The 16,751-nt window shown below is 54.5% G+C and carries 21 protein-coding genes; 7 read left to right on the top strand and 14 right to left on the bottom strand.

Features of this window, described 5'->3' with window-relative positions:
* The first annotated feature begins 112 nt into the window (after positions 1 to 112).
* The 5 genes from KQI26_RS02855 to KQI26_RS02835 all read left to right on the top strand — a co-directional run bounded on the left by KQI26_RS02855 (position 113) and on the right by KQI26_RS02835 (position 2,600).
* A complete protein-coding gene (locus KQI26_RS02855) occupies positions 113 to 535 on the top strand; it encodes a rhodanese-like domain-containing protein (protein WP_216503130.1) in 423 nt (140 codons plus the stop codon).
* A 2-nt stretch (positions 536 to 537) separates the two neighbouring features.
* Complete coding sequence (locus tag KQI26_RS02850) at positions 538 to 954, top strand: Rrf2 family transcriptional regulator (RefSeq protein ID WP_216503129.1); 417 nt, start codon at positions 538 to 540, stop codon at positions 952 to 954.
* Between the two features lie 12 nt (positions 955 to 966).
* Positions 967 to 1,287, top strand: coding sequence for a thioredoxin (trxA, locus tag KQI26_RS02845; RefSeq protein ID WP_216503128.1), 321 nt, complete (start codon positions 967 to 969; stop codon positions 1,285 to 1,287).
* Positions 1,288 to 1,297: 10 nt separating this feature from the next.
* Complete coding sequence (gene trxB / locus KQI26_RS02840) at positions 1,298 to 2,221, top strand: thioredoxin-disulfide reductase (RefSeq protein ID WP_216503127.1); 924 nt, start codon at positions 1,298 to 1,300, stop codon at positions 2,219 to 2,221.
* A gap of 106 nt (positions 2,222 to 2,327) precedes the next feature.
* Positions 2,328 to 2,600: a hypothetical protein gene (locus tag KQI26_RS02835; protein WP_216503126.1), complete on the top strand. Its 273-nt coding sequence runs from the start codon at positions 2,328 to 2,330 to the stop codon at positions 2,598 to 2,600.
* A 205-nt stretch (positions 2,601 to 2,805) separates the two neighbouring features.
* Here KQI26_RS02835 and KQI26_RS02830 read toward each other — a convergent pair whose 3' ends face one another.
* The 7 genes from KQI26_RS02830 to KQI26_RS02800 form a co-directional block, all read right to left on the bottom strand.
* On the bottom strand, positions 2,806 to 3,522 hold the full coding sequence (locus tag KQI26_RS02830; protein ID WP_216503125.1) for a DUF5301 domain-containing protein: 717 nt from the start codon (positions 3,520 to 3,522) through the stop codon (positions 2,806 to 2,808).
* A gap of 208 nt (positions 3,523 to 3,730) precedes the next feature.
* Positions 3,731 to 4,648, bottom strand: coding sequence for a DUF4300 family protein (locus KQI26_RS02825; protein WP_253292639.1), 918 nt, complete (start codon positions 4,646 to 4,648; stop codon positions 3,731 to 3,733).
* Between the two features lie 270 nt (positions 4,649 to 4,918).
* Positions 4,919 to 6,517 (bottom strand): hydroxylamine reductase, encoded by a 1,599-nt coding sequence (gene hcp, locus KQI26_RS02820; RefSeq protein ID WP_216503124.1) that lies wholly within the window; start codon positions 6,515 to 6,517, stop codon positions 4,919 to 4,921.
* A gap of 23 nt (positions 6,518 to 6,540) precedes the next feature.
* A complete protein-coding gene (locus KQI26_RS02815) occupies positions 6,541 to 7,230 on the bottom strand; it encodes a DUF2249 domain-containing protein (RefSeq protein ID WP_216503123.1) in 690 nt (229 codons plus the stop codon).
* Between the two features lie 4 nt (positions 7,231 to 7,234).
* Positions 7,235 to 7,492, bottom strand: coding sequence for a DUF2249 domain-containing protein (locus KQI26_RS02810; RefSeq protein ID WP_216503122.1), 258 nt, complete (start codon positions 7,490 to 7,492; stop codon positions 7,235 to 7,237).
* A gap of 25 nt (positions 7,493 to 7,517) precedes the next feature.
* On the bottom strand, positions 7,518 to 7,673 hold the full coding sequence (locus KQI26_RS02805; protein ID WP_216503121.1) for a rubredoxin: 156 nt from the start codon (positions 7,671 to 7,673) through the stop codon (positions 7,518 to 7,520).
* Positions 7,674 to 7,700: 27 nt separating this feature from the next.
* The gene (locus tag KQI26_RS02800; protein ID WP_216503120.1) at positions 7,701 to 8,414 is read right to left on the bottom strand and encodes an ATP-binding protein; all 714 of its coding nucleotides are present in this window, start codon (positions 8,412 to 8,414) and stop codon (positions 7,701 to 7,703) included.
* 87 nt (positions 8,415 to 8,501) lie between these two features.
* Here KQI26_RS02800 and KQI26_RS02795 point away from each other — a divergent pair, with 87 nt between their 5' ends.
* Positions 8,502 to 9,197: a Crp/Fnr family transcriptional regulator gene (locus KQI26_RS02795; RefSeq protein ID WP_216503119.1), complete on the top strand. Its 696-nt coding sequence runs from the start codon at positions 8,502 to 8,504 to the stop codon at positions 9,195 to 9,197.
* Positions 9,198 to 9,617: 420 nt separating this feature from the next.
* On the top strand, positions 9,618 to 10,406 hold the full coding sequence (locus KQI26_RS02790) for a CPBP family intramembrane glutamic endopeptidase (RefSeq protein WP_216503118.1): 789 nt from the start codon (positions 9,618 to 9,620) through the stop codon (positions 10,404 to 10,406).
* Between the two features lie 400 nt (positions 10,407 to 10,806).
* On the opposite strand, the gene KQI26_RS02785 is transcribed toward KQI26_RS02790, so the two are convergent.
* The 7 genes from KQI26_RS02785 to KQI26_RS02755 form a co-directional block, all read right to left on the bottom strand.
* Positions 10,807 to 11,409, bottom strand: a complete 603-nt coding sequence (locus tag KQI26_RS02785) for a hypothetical protein (protein WP_216503117.1) — start codon at positions 11,407 to 11,409, stop codon at positions 10,807 to 10,809.
* A 168-nt stretch (positions 11,410 to 11,577) separates the two neighbouring features.
* Positions 11,578 to 11,982 (bottom strand): hypothetical protein, encoded by a 405-nt coding sequence (locus KQI26_RS02780; protein ID WP_253292638.1) that lies wholly within the window; start codon positions 11,980 to 11,982, stop codon positions 11,578 to 11,580.
* A 40-nt stretch (positions 11,983 to 12,022) separates the two neighbouring features.
* On the bottom strand, positions 12,023 to 12,787 hold the full coding sequence (locus tag KQI26_RS02775; protein WP_216503116.1) for a YwaF family protein: 765 nt from the start codon (positions 12,785 to 12,787) through the stop codon (positions 12,023 to 12,025).
* A 253-nt stretch (positions 12,788 to 13,040) separates the two neighbouring features.
* Entirely contained in the window at positions 13,041 to 13,598 is a 558-nt protein-coding gene (locus KQI26_RS02770; protein ID WP_216503115.1) for a hypothetical protein, read from the bottom strand.
* Positions 13,595 to 14,449 (bottom strand): metal ABC transporter permease, encoded by an 855-nt coding sequence (locus KQI26_RS02765; RefSeq protein ID WP_216503114.1) that lies wholly within the window; start codon positions 14,447 to 14,449, stop codon positions 13,595 to 13,597. The genes KQI26_RS02770 and KQI26_RS02765 overlap by 4 nt, the downstream gene beginning before the upstream one ends.
* Positions 14,446 to 15,150, bottom strand: a complete 705-nt coding sequence (locus KQI26_RS02760) for a metal ABC transporter ATP-binding protein (protein ID WP_216503113.1) — start codon at positions 15,148 to 15,150, stop codon at positions 14,446 to 14,448. Before KQI26_RS02760 ends, KQI26_RS02765 begins: the two co-directional genes overlap by 4 nt.
* A 12-nt stretch (positions 15,151 to 15,162) precedes the next feature.
* Positions 15,163 to 16,689 carry a metal ABC transporter solute-binding protein, Zn/Mn family gene (locus KQI26_RS02755; protein ID WP_216503112.1) on the bottom strand — a complete coding sequence of 509 codons (1,527 nt, stop codon included), beginning with the start codon at positions 16,687 to 16,689 and terminating at the stop codon, positions 15,163 to 15,165.
* Positions 16,690 to 16,751: the final 62 nt, after the last annotated feature.

Raw genomic sequence — 16,751 nt, 5'->3', positions numbered from 1 at the left:
AGGCTTGCGCCCCAAAAGCTGCCCCGAAGCACCTTGACAGTTTTAACTGTATCTATTATAATCACAGTATAAACTGTATCAGTAACGAACACAGTTGCATTAGAGGTTGATTATGCGTCAGATATTACTTTTTGCGGCACTTGCCACCTCGCTTGCGCTGCTGAGCGGCTGCACGCTGTCCAAGACAAAAGCGGACACGGCGGAGGATATGCCCGACAAGGCGGCGTATCAGAAGATCAGCGCCGAGGAAGCCTATGAGATGATGGTCTCGCAGGAGGTCGTGGTGGTGGACATCCGCACCCGGGAAGAATACGACGGCGGGCATATTGAAAACGCCGTCCTTGTCCCCAATGAAAGCATCGGCAGCGAAACGCCCGAGGCGCTGCCCGATAAGGAAGCCACGCTGCTGATCTACTGCCGCAGCGGCCGCCGCAGCAAGGATGCCGCCCAAAAGCTGCTGGCGCTGGGGTATCAGAGCGTCTACGACTTTGGCGGCGTCATCGACTGGCCCTACGAGCTTGTGAAGGAGGGGTAAGAGTGGACAGTTCTTTTAATCTGGCCGTCCATGCGCTGGTCTGCCTGAGCCACAGCGGACGCTCCCTCAGCAGCGAAGCGCTGGCGGAGAACATCTGCACCAACCCCACCCGTGCTCGCCGCGTCATGGCGGGGCTGAAAAAGGCAGGCATGGTGGAGACCCGGGAGGGCTTGGACGGCGGCTATCGCCTGACGGCAGACCCGGCGAGCCTTACCCTACGGCAGGTGGCGGAGGCAGTGAATACCCGCTTTGTGGACTGCGCATGGCACAGCGGCGACATTGACCGGAACTGCGCCATCTGCTCCGGCATGGCGGGCGTGATGGACACGCTGTACCGGAACATGAACGAGCAGTGCGCCGCGTATCTCTCGCGCATTACCATCACGGATATTGAAACACAGCTTTTTACACAGAAATAGGAAGATTTTACGATGCTTACCATTACGACCAACAGCTTTGAAAATGATGTCCTGCACGCGGACAAGCCCGTGCTGGTGGATTTCTGGGCCCAGTGGTGCCCCTACTGCCGCCGTATTGCCCCGGCCTTTGACAAGGTGGGGGAGCAGTACGCCGACACGCTCATCGCTGGCAAGATCAACTACGACGAGGAGCCGCAGCTCATCCAGCGCTTCGGCATCGACACCATCCCCACGCTGATGCTCTTTAAGAACGGCGAGGTGCTTGGCTCCATTGTCGCACCTGGCTCCAAGGCGGCCATTGAGACATTTATCCGGGAAACGCTGGCGCAGTGAGGGCGTGGCTATGGAGCAGATCTATGACATGATCGTCATCGGCGGCGGCCCCGCCGGATACACCGCCGCCCTGTACGCCGCCCGTGCCGGGCTTTCCACGCTGGTGCTGGAAAAGCTCTCCGCAGGCGGGCAAATGGCCCTGACAGAGCAGATCGACAACTATCCCGGCTTCGAGGGCGGCATCGACGGCTTTACGCTGGGCGAAAAAATGCAGCAGAGCGCCGAGCGCTTCGGTGCGGTGACGGAGCTGGCGGAGGTGTACAAGGTTAGCCTTTCCGGTAGAATTAAGACGCTGGACACCAGCGAGGGCGTCTTTCAGAGCCGCACGGTGGTCATCGCCACCGGTGCGACACCCCGTCCCTTGGGCATTCCCGGCGAGGAAGCACTTGTTAGCAAGGGCCTTCACTACTGCGCCGCCTGCGACGGCGCGCCCTATCGGGGCAAGACCGTGGCGGTGGTGGGCGGCGGCAACTCCGCCGCGGCGGATGCCCTGACCCTGTCCCGTATCGCAAAAAAGGTCTATCTCATCCACCGCCGCGACAGCCTGCGGGCAACAAAGGTCTATCATGAGCCGCTGGTGAACGCGCCCAACGTGGAGTTCTGCTGGAACAGCACCGTCTCTGCGCTGCTGCACGAAAGCCGCCTGACGGGGCTGCGGCTAAAAGATGTCAACACCGGCGCAGAACGCGACCTTGCCTGCGACGGCGTGTTCATCAGCGTGGGACGCGCCCCGGCCACGGAGCTGTTCCAAGGGGAGCTGGCGCTGGACAAGTCCGGCTATATCACCGCGGACGAATCCACCCGCACCAGCATCCCCGGCGTGTTCGCCGTGGGCGACGTGCGCACCAAGGCGCTGCGGCAGGTGGTCACCGCCGTATCGGACGGCGCGGTAGCCGTCCACTATGTGGAGGAATATCTGGCGGAGAACCGGTAAAGGAGCTGCGAACGATCCTCTCATCGGCAGTTCCTGTCCGCAGGCAACACGATTGCGAATTATGCCTCATAGGAGTGCAGGGTAAGAGAATTTAAGGAGACAACATATGTGGCTGTTTTTAGGAATTTCTGCGATCATTTTTACAGGATTCAATTTGATTTACTCTTTTAAAAATAAGAATGAAAAATGGTTTAGATTCGCAGCCTTATCTTTCACTGCATTGACCGTATGTTCGTTTTATTCAGACGGAGCGATGCGTGTGCTAAATGAAGATTGGGGAGGCTTGATGGATATCATGCCAACCATGAGCAAGGCTCTGTGGGTATGTGTAGGAATATCGATTTTATTAAACTCTGTTTCGCTCTTTAGAGAGAAATAACCACATCTCTATCCCAAGGACAACGCCCCGGCTGCACACGGCAGGTCTGTGCCTTTGCCGTAGCCTACATGAAATTTGAAAAGCCGAACGCCAATGCTTGTATATGATAAAGAAGCAAACTAAAGATGACAGCTTCCCACTGTTCCAACAGAGCAAAGGAGTGCCCCAATAGGCACTCCTTTTTCATAGCTTGGTGGCTGCACCGCTAAAAAAGGGTTTCAAAGATTTCGGCGTATTGCTTTTCTTCTATTGAAAAGATTCCATTATAGGGTTGTTCTATAAAGAATCCGTTCTCATCCTCAAAGGTGTAGACAGTACATCCGCTCAGCCCATCGGAAACCTCAAAGATAATCTTTATAAACTTGTCTGTCATTGGAGCGTCATTATAGCTTTCGCCCGACTTAATGCGCACTATTGATAAGTTGGCGAACAGATCGTCTATTTCTCTTTTATCAATGATCGTTTCTCTTTCATCATCACAAGAAATGCTCACTGAAATTACATCTGTCCTGTTTGGAAGCAAAAGGGCAGCATCCCTCTTTGTGTATTTCGATTGCGGCATTGGCGCATAGTTCAACGCCATAATTGCAAAAATCAAAGCTACAAATACGAGCAGAGCAACAGCGATGATTTTCAGCACACGCCGCATCCGATGGTTTCTGATGGCAAGCTGCGTGTTGATGCGGGACAGTTCTTTTGCCAACCGGTCTGGTTCCTCTTCGTTTTCCACTTTGGTTCCAAGAAGCTCGCTTACGGTCGTTTCGAGAATGACGGCAATTTTTATCAACTGTTCAGAATCAGGAACAGACATTCCTTTTTCCCATTTTGAAATGGTCTGTCTGACAACATGAAGGCGTGATGCCAATTCCTCCTGCGAAAGGCCCCGTTCCTTTCGCTTCAGCCGAAGATTCTCATGAAGCACGGAAACACCTCCTCTAAAGATTTCATGCATAGTTTAGCAGAAACATCGCCGTTGCGGCAAGCAACGCAAAGTAATATTCTATGATTTGAAGTCACTTTGCAGCGTTGATGTGCTTTATCTGGTTTTCTCCACAGCTTCAGCGGAGGATAATATAAGAAATCCCCGACCGGAGTCGGGGATTTCTTATATTGGCAGCAACACGCAATCCTTAGCCGAGCGCGGAGCTTCCGCTATCCGGGTTTGGACGCCAGCCGTCCATAAGCTTGTCGTTCTCCATGATAAAGGGGCTTGCCGTATCCTGCCCCCATGAGGTGTCATATTTCCCCATAAGGTAATCGCTCAGTGCCGTTCGGTCCGCAAAGCGCAGCATCCGGTACGGCTCCTGGAAGGCGACCTTTTCTACGAAATACAACGTCCCGTCCTCCGCCGTCAAAAGAACGCCAACATGCCCGACAAACAGCAGAGATTCCTCCTCGGTCGGCTTATCGTGGAAGAATACCGTGATGAGGCGGATTCTTTCATTCTCACGAAAGATAACGCCGCGGGATGCCCATTCCTCTTGTACGGTTTGTACATGACGCTTGATCTCCGTGGTATCCTCCGCCTTCATGGAGGAATACAGTGCGCGGAAATCTGCAAGGCTGCTTCCGCCCAGCGCATCGGGATCTGTTTTCAGCGTCTCCTCGTCCACAAACAGCACATCTTCACCGGTATTGATTTGGGAGTCTGCGCTCACGGAGAGGAAGTCCCCAAACAGGTTCATGGCGGTTATCCGGCAGTTATAGCCCGGAAACGTCCCGTTCTTCGCCGTCCATTCGTCCTGCATTGCGTAAGGGTCATATTTTGTATATAGCAGCTCCGCTTCCTCAAAGCCATCCGTAAGCCATTCCTGCTTCACGCTGTCATTAAAGCGGTCCACACGGCGGAAAAAGCTCTGAATACGCCCGTCCGACACGCCTGTGTCGGAGAGCAGCTCCTGCAAAAGTTCCCTTGATCCGCTGTCGTTCAGGTTCGTGTACTCGATCCTATCCAATGTCGGTCGCTGCTCGGCCGCGCCGCAGCCTGCAAGTATGGCGGCAATAAGCACAATACATAAAATAAAAATGCCATCCCGTCGTGATCTCATAGTCCTAATCTATCCTTTCTTTGGCGATTGCCCGGTTTGCTGAGGTTATTATAGCACCGAGCCATAAATCTTATGTTAAGATACAGATGCTGGGTTGTTGAAGTAAGCAGTTTTCTTCACTTCTCCGGGTGCTCTGACATGAGAAGCAGGCTTTGGAGCCGGCGGCGTGTAGGAGTATCGAAGCAAAGAACCAAAAAACAAACGCTCATGAGTGCTTTCAATAAAGAGCGGCTGCGGAGAGGAATATCTCCGCAGCCGCATTACGGTTTGTCAGCGCTTCAGCAGCACCTCCAGATCCTCCTCCGGGGTGGTGATTGGAGCAATATTGAAGTTCTCCACAAGGTAGTTCAGCACATTGGGCGAAACGAACGCCGGCAGCGTGGGGCCAAGGCGAATATTCTTGATCCCCAGATGCAGCAGCGTCAGCAGAATGCACACTGCCTTCTGCTCATACCACGAAAGCACCAGAGACAGAGGCAGGTCGTTGACCCCGCAGCCAAAGGCATCCGCCAAGGCCAGCGCGATTTTGACAACTCCGTAAGCGTCGTTGCACTGGCCCACGTCCATGAGCCGAGGCAGGCCGCCAATGGTACCGAGGTCAAGGTCGTTGAAGCGGTATTTTCCGCAGGCCAGCGTCAGCACCACAGTGTCGGCAGGCGTCTTCTTGACAAACTCAGTATAGTAGTTCCGTCCGGGACGGGCTCCGTCACAGCCGCCCACCAGAAAGAAGTGCCGGACGGCGCCGCTTTTTACCGCGTCGATCACCTGCTCCGCCACGCTCAGCACCGCACCATGACCGAAGCCGGTCATGACCGTGCTGCCGCCATTGATGCCGGTGAATGGCTTGTCCTCGTTGTAGCCGCCCAGCGCCAGTGCCTTTTCGATGACAGGGGTGAAATCCTTATCTTCGCCGATGTGGGTGATTTCGGGATAGGATACCACCGCCGTGGTGAACACACAGTCGGCGTAGCTCGCCCGTGGAGGCATCAGGCAGTTTGTGGTGAACAGCACCGGCGCGGGGATGTCGGCAAACTCCTTCTGCTGGTTCTGCCACGCCGTGCCGAAGTTGCCCTTGAGGTGTGGGTATTTTTTAAGCTCCGGATAGCCGTGGGCTGGCAGCGTTTCGCCGTGCGTGTAGATATTCACGCCCTTGCCCGCCGTCTGCTCCAGCAGCAGCTTCAGGTCGTGGAGATCATGGCCGGTGATGACGATGAACGGCCCCTTCTCCACCGTCAGCGGAACGGTCACGGGCGTGGGTGTGCCATAGCTCTCGGTGTTGGCCTTGTCCAGCAGCGCCATGCACTGGAGGTTCTTTTCGCCGACCTCCATCACGATGGGCAGCAGCTCGTCCATGCCCCAGTCCTCGCCTACGGCAAAAAGTGCTTTTCCGAAGAAGCGGTTTACCTCCTCATCGGCATAGCCCAGTACCATGGCGTGATGGGCATATGCCGCCATGCCACGCACACCGAAAAGGATCAGGGATTTGAGGCTGCGCACATCCTCCTGTGCGCTCCAAAGCAGGTGCATGTCATAGTCGTCGTTCCGCCCACAGCGAGAGGCGCAGCTATAGCAGTTGGGCACCAGCCGTGCCTTTTCCGCATGTATCCGGTCAATCAAATCCCGGATAGTCTTTTCGTTAAAGTTCACATTGGTGACGGTGGTGAACAAGCCCTCGATCATCAGCCGCCAAGTCCCCTCATTCGTATCCGGGGCATTATCTACCGCACGGGACAGTCCAACCAGAGCGCCAGTCAGTTGATCCTGAAGCTCCGCCACCTCAGTGGTTTTGCCGCAGACGCCGGCTTTTCCAGTACAACCAGCGCAGCCTGCCGTCTGCTCGCACTGAAAACAAAACATCCTGTTATCCATCGTCGTTCGTCTCCTTCTGCTTTTTAGTTCAGGACCTGCATCTCCGGGTTCTTCTCCCCAAATTTCTCGCGCAGCACACTGCAGATATCCTCCCGGGACTTGCCCTGCTTCTCACCATTTTTAATGAGCTTGTACGCCTGAAACAGCGCCGAGGGGCCGATCTCGCTGCTGAAAAAACCGATGCCCTGATTCCATGCCAGCAGCTCGAACACATCGTCCAGCGCGGCACTCTCCACACCGTGGATATATGCTTTTACCAGCTCTCGCGCCGCCTGCCGCATCCGGCCTGCACCCACTGCGTTGGTCAGGGACAGCAGCAGCCGCGTTTCGTAGGGCAGTACGCGCTTCTCGCTTTGCCATGTGGTCTCCCAGAAATCCACGGCGATCTGCCCCAGCTTTTCATCGATCATGGGATAGTTCAAAAGAGCCAGCGGCTTGAAGGGAGCGGAGCTGTCGCCTTCCTTCTTCTCCACACGGCAGAACCAGACATGGAACTCCGCCTCACCCCGCTGCTCGGTGTGGTGCTCGTAGCCCAAGCCCTCCATGACAGCGTACAGTGGATGCGGCTCAAAGGTCTGAATGATGTGTAACCCTTCGCCCACCTTCAACGCTTCGGCTCGTTTCCTCAGCCCTTCAAAAAAGCTGCCCTGTATATGGCGCACATCCATGGTCTGAAACCCCTGCGCTTTGTCCTTCCAGTTTTCGTAACTCATGCAGTTATTCTCCTTTCCTCACTCGATAAAACCAGACATGGTATTCACTGCCGCTCACCTTCTCCGTGTGACGCTCAAAGCCCATAAGTGCCAACACCGGGTATAGGGGAACGGGCTCGAAGGTCTGGATGATATGCAGTCCTTCGCCGTTTTTCAGCGCGGCAGCCTTTGCCTTCAATGCGGGGAAGAAGTCCAGCTTTTTGCCCCGCACGTCCATCACTTCGAATGTGCTGATTTTGTCTTTCCAGTTTTCATAACTCATCGTCTTTGCCTCTCTTGCAGAAAGCTCACGCTTCCTCAAAGCTGTCCTTTCCCATGTGGCACAAAGGACATTCAAAATCCTCCGGCACCTCGCTCCAGGGCGTTCCCGGCGTAATGCCGCCCTCCGGGCAACCTGCGCTTTCGTCGTATTCCCAGCCGCAAACGCTGCATACATACTTCATCGTGATTCTTCCTTTCTAATGATTTTGTTATTCTTCCACCAACCGGCCGTCCACTGTCACGGTGACTACCTGCCACGGAATGAATTTCCCACTCTGCTGGAGCGCCTTTTTCGCCGCCAGTTCCAGCCCGCCGCAGCAGGGCACCTCCATCCGCACGACGGTGACGCTCTTGATGTCGTTCTCCCGGATGATCTCCGTCAGCTTTTCGGAATAGTCCACGCTGTCCAGCTTGGGGCAGCCCACCAGCGTGATGTGCCCCTTAATGAACCGCTCGTGAAAAGCGGCGTAGGCGTAGGCGGTACAGTCGGCGGCAATGAGGAGCCGTGTGCCGTCAAAATACGGGGCATTCACCGGCACCAGCTTGATCTGCACCGGCCACTGGGACAGGCGGCTTGCCTGTTCAGCGCGGGGTGCTTCCGCGGCGGGCGCGGCCTCGCGCTGAATATTCCGGGACTGGCTGCCAGGGCAGCCGCAGGGCAGGGTCATGCCCTGTTCCCGCATTTTCCGCTGCTTATTTTCCATGACGGCCTGCTCGTCATAGGCCGCCGCCTCCCGCTCTACAAAGGTGATGGCCCCGGTGGGGCAGGCGGGCAGGCAGTCACCCAAGCCGTCGCAGTAATCGTCCCGCATGAGCCGCGCCTTGCCGTCCACCATGGCGATGGCGCCCTCGTGACAGGCGGCGGCGCAGGCGCCGCAGCCGTTGCATTTATTATCGTCGATCTCGATGATCCGTCGTTTCATGTTCGGTCCTCCTGTTGCTTTTGTGTGCTCATTGTACTATACTAAAAGCAACAAGTCGGTTGAATTTTCAACGAAAGAGGACTTTTTATGAAAGAATTTTTTCCGGTACTTCATACGGCGGCGCTTTTCTCCGGCATTTCCGATGAGGAGCTTGCCGCTATGCTCTCCTGCCTTGGGGCGAGAATCGACACCTTTCCCAAAGGCTCCCGCCTGCTCCGCGCCGGAGACACGGTGGAGGAAGTGGGCCTTGTGCTGGCGGGCAGCGTCCTCGTCGTGCAGGAGGACATCTGGGGAAACCGCAGCATCCTCTCCAAAATCGGGCCGGGGCAGACCTTCGCGGAGGTGTTCGCCTGCGCGCCGGGAGCGGTGCTGAACATGAGCGTGGAGGCGGAGAGCACGATGACGGTGATGTTTCTACACATAAGGCGCGTTTTGAGCGTGTGCCCCTCCGCCTGCTCCCACCATAGCCGGATCATCCGCAATCTGCTGGGCGAGCTGGCGGAGAAAAACCTGCGGCTCAACGAAAAGCTCACCCACATGGGCCAGCGCACCACCCGGGCAAAGCTCATGTCCTATTTTTCCGCCGAGGCGCAGCGCCGGGGCAGCTATGAATTCGACATTCCGTTCTCCCGCCAGCAGCTTGCGGATTACCTCGGTGTGGAGCGCAGCGGACTGTCGCTGGAGCTTGGAAAAATGCGGGATGAGGGCTTGCTCGACTTTTACAAAAGCCACTTTCTTCTCAAGGCGCCAGAGACGGACGGTCTTCCTCCTTCTGCGCGTTAAGAATCTCCCCTTCAAGCCCCCTTTGGGCGTATTGGAAAGTGTGGATACACCGGGCAGAATATTGGGCTTTTACAGAAGGAGAGCGCAACTACGAACCTGCAGAGATTGACAAGATAGCGTCAGCTCGTACAATCTGATTTGATCATACCCACAGCCGCTTTGGCTGTGGGTATTTTCTGTTTGAACTTCAAAAGCTTTGCAGAACTCAAGGAGCCTAATGCTAAATTCAGCATGTCACCAACTATGAGGAAAACATCTTTTAGAGAAAGGTCAAAAGGTTCGACAGGGAAGATGAACGGTGTCCTTTTGCGATGCCGCTTCCGAAAAATCACAGCTTCGCCCCTTAACGAAGACTTTAAGTTAAATCTGTTATACTGCTACAGTCCCCTCAAAAATACAGACAGGAGAAAAATTGACCGTATGATGAAAAAAAGATATTTCGCTATTCCCATTCTTGCAATCGCACTGCATTTTTTGCTGTCCAATCTATTATATTTTCTTGTGGAAAGGCTCGTTTTGGATATTTTTCATATCTCCCCGCAGCAATTTATGAACTACTCATATTGGGGCGAGATTTTGATCTACGCTGTTCTTATCCTCGTATTCTTCACGCTCTATAAGCTGCTTTGGAGGAGAGAGATAAGTGAACCGCGCACAGTGACAAATTTCAAAGATGTGCTCGGCAGTCTGGTCGTGGGATTTGGCATTTGCGGGATCTCCGGTCTTTGGATCATGCTGGCAGAACAGCTTCCCTCGCTTCAAAAAAGCGTTGAGGCAATGAACGCCAGTGCTGAAAATATTGCCGGCGGAAATGCATTTGGAACATTTATGATTGCGGTGATTGCTGCACCTGTTGTAGAAGAAATTCTATTCCGCGGCATTGTGCTTCGCTCCATGCGGAAATTCGCCCCAGCTTGGGCCTCGATTCTAATATCATCTGTACTCTTCGGCGTTTATCACCTGAATATCGTGCAGGCTGCCTATGCCATCCTTATGGGCATTGCCGCAGGAATCCTTTACGAGAAGAAAAGGAACCTGCTGTTTCCCATCCTCGTGCATTTCGCAAACAACCTCATTACTATGCTGCAGGGCTTTGCGCCATCCGAAGTGAATGAACTGATCAGCATTTTTATTCTGATCATGATCGCTCCAGCAGGGTATGTCGTCTGCCGTTCACTCAGACAGGACAAAAGAGCAGATAGCATGTAAGGTTTTTATACAATGTATAAAGCATACAGCGGCACAGAGCAAACTCTCTGTGCCGCTGTTTTTTTATCTTCGTAATAGAATCAGCATGGAAAAAGGACCCGGGGCACAGTAAGCAGCGCCAAAGCCACGGCAGCCCATCTTATCTGTCCAGGTATTTCCACAGGAATCTGGTCCATCTCCATGGTCGCCGGCCAGGGAAGCGGGTACACACGGTTGAAATGATCGTCCCCAAGCCTCCAAAGATATTCAATGACCACAGGGCTTGTGTATGAGGAACACAACCCCTGTGGTCAACATAGCCAGGACGAATATCCATTATGACGGCAAAAAGCAGAAGCCACGTCGGCGGATCAAAACCACACCTTTGCAGATACTCGACCACGCGCTCCCTTATCTGCTGTTATGGCAGTCGCCTATGCACTGTGCGGTTCGTTGCGTCTTCACATATGCCCTCGGAACAGGTGTTGCTCACATATTCGCGTAGTTTTCCGCAGTAGATCAGTGTGTGCGGCACTCTAAGGAACTGCATCGGCTGTATGATAGAGGAACGTAACTGTTCCGTGCCGTCAACCCGACTTTTTGCGAGAAGTTCTCCGACAAACTCTGAGCAATAATAGCAGCCCTCCTGCTTCCAGACAACATGGAAGTATGCCAGACATAAGCCAATATAGTTGTAACTGTACTTCCTCCTCCGCTTCCACATCACATCGAGCATTTCTTTGAGCTCTGCGTGTTGTTCTTCTGTGACGCTCACGCTCAGAACCAACACCTTAGTTTCGGAAAAACGCTTGAAGGTACCGGTACGAGGCGACTCTATCACGAAGCCGCCCCAAAACGGATTATAGGGATGCCTGCGTCCAAAAGAGTACATCCTCTCTAAATCTCTGGACAGGCTGATGGAGGCATGGTTATATTCTGCGCCGGTGATTTGTTTAAGAATCCGGGACAGAAGTGTACCGGTCTGGCTGATTACGATGTACAGCTGTTTATTTTGATTGCTCATATGCGTATCCTCACAAGATTATCCACGGTGCCATGCTATTGGCATAAGAGGTGCTGCAGGTCTCGAAGAAGCCCGTTTCGACCATGTTAGCGTTGGTGTGCTGGATGACCCACTTCATGCTCTCCGGCTCGACCTCGAAGCCTCGATGCAGCGTTGGACAGCCGAGGCTCATTCGGCAGCTCTTTGCGTATACAGCTGCAATTGTTCGACCTTGAGCGTATTCTCCTCGTTGCCGCCGCTTTGAAAGTTCTCCATTTCCGAGCTTCTGATACACATAATAACCTTATCATTGACCTGCAATTCCTCAAAAGAAATCCTTGTAACCTTCTGCGTGGCAAAGTCACAATAGACCATAGGAACGGACGAACAGTCGATCAGACATTCTTTACCTAAAGCGCTTTCATCGGCATCGTCCTTTACCGTTATGGTTTGCTTTGCTGCATCGACTTCCGTGATCACTGCATTGACGGTCAGAAGCGAGTCATCCTTCAATGAACCACACCCGGACAGGGATAGCAAGAGAGTCAATAAGCACAGAGCGATTCCGATTCCTCTTACATTTCTATGCAGCAATGTCTTATCCTCCTGTTTTTTGCTGCGGAACTTATCCAATTTATGAAAAAGGCACTTCTTCCGCCCTTTGCGTCAGGCGGGACAACGCACAGACCGCGTACATATAGCCTGCAAGGATCAGCGGTGCCGGCAGCTCGTAGAGCAGCGGCGCCGGGATGATACGCCAAAACAGCTTGAGCACACCGATCTCCGCGCCGTAGGTGAAGAAGTAGTTCGCCTCCGGGCAGAGCGTGAGGCGTAACAGGAGATTGATAAGATGAGCGCCTACGGCAAGCAGGCCAAAGGTCTTGAGGATCCGGGGGATATCCTTGGGGTCGGGGCGGTAAAAGCCCAGTGTCGCCAGACTCAGGCCGCAGACAACAAGGAGAGCGTGTGTCACATAGTAGCCAAAAATTCGCGGCAGGAACAGCGAAAAGCCGGAGAACAGCGGCTCCGGGAAGAGCAGCGCCATCAGTGCGCCGAGGGGCGCTACAAAGAAGGAAAACCCCATGATTGAGTGGTTCCTCTTCCACACTCCCAGCGGGATCAGAAACAGATTGATGTTGCACAGGTGCAGCGGCAGCTCATTGAAAATATTGAAACCATTGGGATAGTAGGCACGGACATACGCTGCGTCCATGGACAGCGAGAGCTTGTAGCCGGCAAACAACACGAGATTAAAAAAGCAAACGCCGATCAGAAACCGGGAGCGCCGTGCTTCCGTTTTTTTGCGCAGCAACAAGAATATGAGCAGCGCCGCCGCTGCCGTCAGCAAAAGCAGAAGCAAATGCAGCCCGCGAAAGGGCGTTATAGAAAATCCGTTCATTTCACACGCCGGAACATCTCTCCGGTCTTCTCCTCAAGAAATTGTTTGAGTTCCTCCACCGTCCCGCCGGTGAGAGTACGCTTGGTCAGGGGCTGCGCGAACCGCTTCTTGCAGCCTGTCTGGCACCTCGCGAAAGCGCCCCGTCCAGAGCATGATAAGACTATATTATCATAACAGGAATAAAGTTTATGTCAAGTCTTTCTATTCTCCCTGAAATCGTCACGCTTACTATGTATGCAGCGCTATCACAGCATCACGCCAGCCTTGCGTTCACCAGATGATACCATGTCATCCCGTTTTCTTCATAGGACTGAAATTCACCGATGACGGTGATCTCCGCCCCCAGCTCCGGGTAATCGTCCGGGTAGGTATAATCGCCTTCCAGCACAAATTCCATCCCCTCGCCGCAGCAGGCGGCCGCGTCTGAAATGATGCAGGCGTAGGACACCGGGTCAGGCTGTAAAACGCCGTCTGTCACGAGCTGATAGATGGAAAACGTCCCTCTCGCCTTGACGGTCTTGCCGAGATAATGCGCCGGGTCATTGTAGAGCATATTGTAGACCTCGGAGTAGACCATGGTGCTGCTGAGCACAGTCAGATCCACATCCACTTTGCCGGCAGCGGGCTGCGACGGCTTAGATTCCCCCGGCGTTTCCTGTTCTTTCGGCGTTGGAATGCTCTCAGCCGGTGCAGACGCTTCTTCATCGGAAGAAAGCATATCATTTCCCGCGTCCTTCCCGCTGTCTTTCCCGCAGGAACAGAGGGAAACCATCATGCAGACAGCCAGCAGCAGGCAAAAAAGCTGTTTCATCCCGCTCCGCCTCCCCTTGCGCGGCCAAGGGCCGAACAAACCAAAAATGCCAGAATATCCGCCGCCACGATGGTGGAGCCCACCGGCGTCCCCGCGAGAATGGAGACAAGAATTCCCAGCGCCGCGCAGCTCACCGACAGTACGGCGGAGCAGACCGTCACGGACCGGAAATTCTGAAAGAGGCGCATGGCGGACAGCGCCGGGAAGATCACCAGCGCGGAGATCAGCAGCGAGCCGACCAGATTCATCGCCAGCACTATCACCACGGCAACGATGACGGCGATCAGCAGATTACATAGATCCGCCTTTGTGCCCACCGCCTTGGCGAAATTTTCATCAAAGGTCACGGCAAAAATTTTGTTGTAATAGAGCAGAAACACCGCCACGACCACCACGGACAGTCCCGCGCACAGCCAGACCTCGCTTTTTGACAGCATCAGAATGGAGGTGGAGCCGAACAGCGTGCTGCACACATCGCCGGAGAGGTTGGACGAGGTGGAAAAGATGTTCATCAGAAGATATCCGATGGCCAGCGCTCCCACTGAGATCATGGCGATGGCGGCATCGCCCTTGATCTTCGTGTTCTGCCCCGTGCGCAGGAGCAGAACGGCACAGACCACCGTGACGCCCAGCGTCAGGGGCATATCGTCCGTCAGCCCCAGCACAGCGGCGACAGCCATCGCACCGAAGGCCACGTGGGAAAGCCCGTCGCCGATGAAGGAAAAGCGCTTCAGCACCAGCGTGACGCCCAGAAGCGACGAACACAGTGCGATCAGCACGCCGACAATGAGCGCGTAGCGCACAAAGGGATAGGTCCAGTAGAACGCGATTTTTTCAAGGATCGCCGTCATTGCGCCTCACCGCCTTTCTGCCATGCATGGGGGAACTCGTTCAGGTAGGCCGCCTTGGTACCGAAAAACGCCGTGTCCCCGATGTGCAGGATGTGGCTGGCATATTGCAGCGCCGCGTTCAGGTCATGGGAGATCATCACAACGGTGATGCCATCCTCGTAATTGAGCTTTTGAATAAGCGCATACATTTCCGCCGTCACCTTGGGGTCAAGTCCCGAAACAGGCTCATCAAGAAGCAGCATTTTCCGGGTAGCGCACAGGGCGCGGGCGAGCAGCACCCGCTGCTGCTGACCGCCGGAGAGCGCCCGGTAGCAGCGCTTGGCAAGGGGTGTGATCTGCATTTTCTCCATAGCGTCCGCCGTCAGTTTCTTCTCTTCTTTGTTGTAAAAGGGGCGGCTGCCGCAGCGCCCCTGGCATCCGGAGAGAACGATCTCTCTCACGGATGCCGGGAAGTCCTTTTGGACCTGCGTTTGCTGCGGCAGATAGCCGATCTCGTTTTTCCTCAGCCCGTCGCCCGTCAAAATGCTGCCGCTGATGGGCGTCTGCAAGCCGAGGATCGTTTTCATAAGGGTACTCTTGCCGGAGCCGTTTTCTCCCACGATGCAGAGGTAGTCGCCCGCAAAGACTTGGAAACTCAAGTCTTGCAGAACGGACTTTCCATCGTAGCCGACGCAGAGATTTTGACAAGTGAACTGAGCCATCATCCTACCTCCTTAACCTAGTGCCTCTTTCAGCACAGAGAGATTCCGCTCCATGACAGAGAGGTAGGTAGCACCGTTTGCAGCATCCTTGGAGGTCATGGACTGCATGGAGTCCATGGTCAGTACCTTCTGGTTCTTCCCGGCGGTGCTCTGCACAATGGTTTCCGCGAGCTTGTGGTTCTTGCCCTCGATGGTCAGCACGCAGGGAAGTCCCAGCTCGTCCACCTTCTTTGCAAGGAACGAAACGGTTTCAAAGCTGGCTTCGCTCTCGGCGGAGCAGCCCGCAAAGGCGGCGTAGTAGCGCAGGCCGTAATCGTCCACCAGATAGCGGAACGGGAAACGATCACCGAACAGCACGGTTTTGTGCGCCGCGCCGTCCACGGCAGACTGGTACGCGCCATCCAGCGTGGAGAGCTTTTCGATGTAGGCCGCAGCGTTGGCGGCGTAGGTATCCTTGTTGTCAGGGTCAAGCTCCTGCAAAGCGTTGGAGATCGCGCCTACCAGTGTTTCGGCGTTCTTCAAAGACAGCCAGACATGCTCGTCCTTTTCCTCCCCATGGTCATGGTCATGCCCCTCCATGTGCTCGCAGATCTCCTCACCGCTCATATCAGCGGGGAAGAAGGTCGGCCAGGAGTTTTCCGGATCAACGATGGCGTCAAAGCTCTCGTTACTCATTCTGATGTGGAAATGCTCGGCCGCAGCCGATTCGATCATGTGGTCGTTGAATTCGATGTAGATCGGTGCGCCGGAGGTTCTGTCTACCGCTTCAAAGCGATACATGGCCGCCTTGGTGCCGGTAGACCAGTTCTGAATGTAATAGCCGATATACTTGTAGTCAGAGCCGACCTTTTTGCCGTCCTCATAGGTGAACGCAATGTGGTCGCCTTCAATGTCAATATTGGTAATGTCCGTTTTGTAGCCGTTCTGATAGTAAGTCTTATACTCGTCGGCTGTCATCTCGCCTTCCTCTGCCATCGCTGCAAAGGCATCGTCCAGCGTTCCGTCCAGCGCAAAGGGGTAGGCAGACTGCCAGCTGCCCGCCCAGTCGGACAGGTTTCTGTCCTGAACCTCATGATCTTCAAAGGTGGAAACCTCCTTGCTGTGGTCATGGGCGTGCTCTGTTTCCTGCATACCCTCGGCCACTTCTTCGGTCTTGACGCTGTCGCCAAGGACATCCAGCAGGTTGATGACCTTCATGTTCTTGTTGGCGGCATTTTTCAGAGCATCGTCCACCCAGCCGTCGGACTCGCCGCCCACATAGATGAACAGGTCGCAGTCGGAAATCTTGACGATGTCATCCGCCGTGGGCTGATAGCTGTGCAGGTCAACACCGTTGTCCAGCAACATGGTTAGGTTGGTGCTCTCAGCCTTGTCGCCGAGAATTTCTCTGACCCAGTCGTATTCTGGGAAAATGGTGGTGACAACGCTCAGTTTGGTGGAATCGCTCTCGCCCGTCTCTGCGTTGTTCTTTTTGCCGCAGCCGGTGAACAGACTGACCGCCATGGCCAGCGCAAGAACCAGGGTGATAATTTTCTTCATAGTATAGATAAAACCTCCGAATTATTGAAAAATAGGCGCAAAAATACAAAGGCAGCGGCAAA

It is taken from the genome of Intestinimonas sp. MSJ-38 (assembly GCF_018917925.1).
Classification (GTDB): Bacteria; Bacillota; Clostridia; order Oscillospirales; family Butyricicoccaceae; genus Pseudobutyricicoccus.
This window is presented reverse-complemented; position numbering and strand designations above follow the sequence as displayed.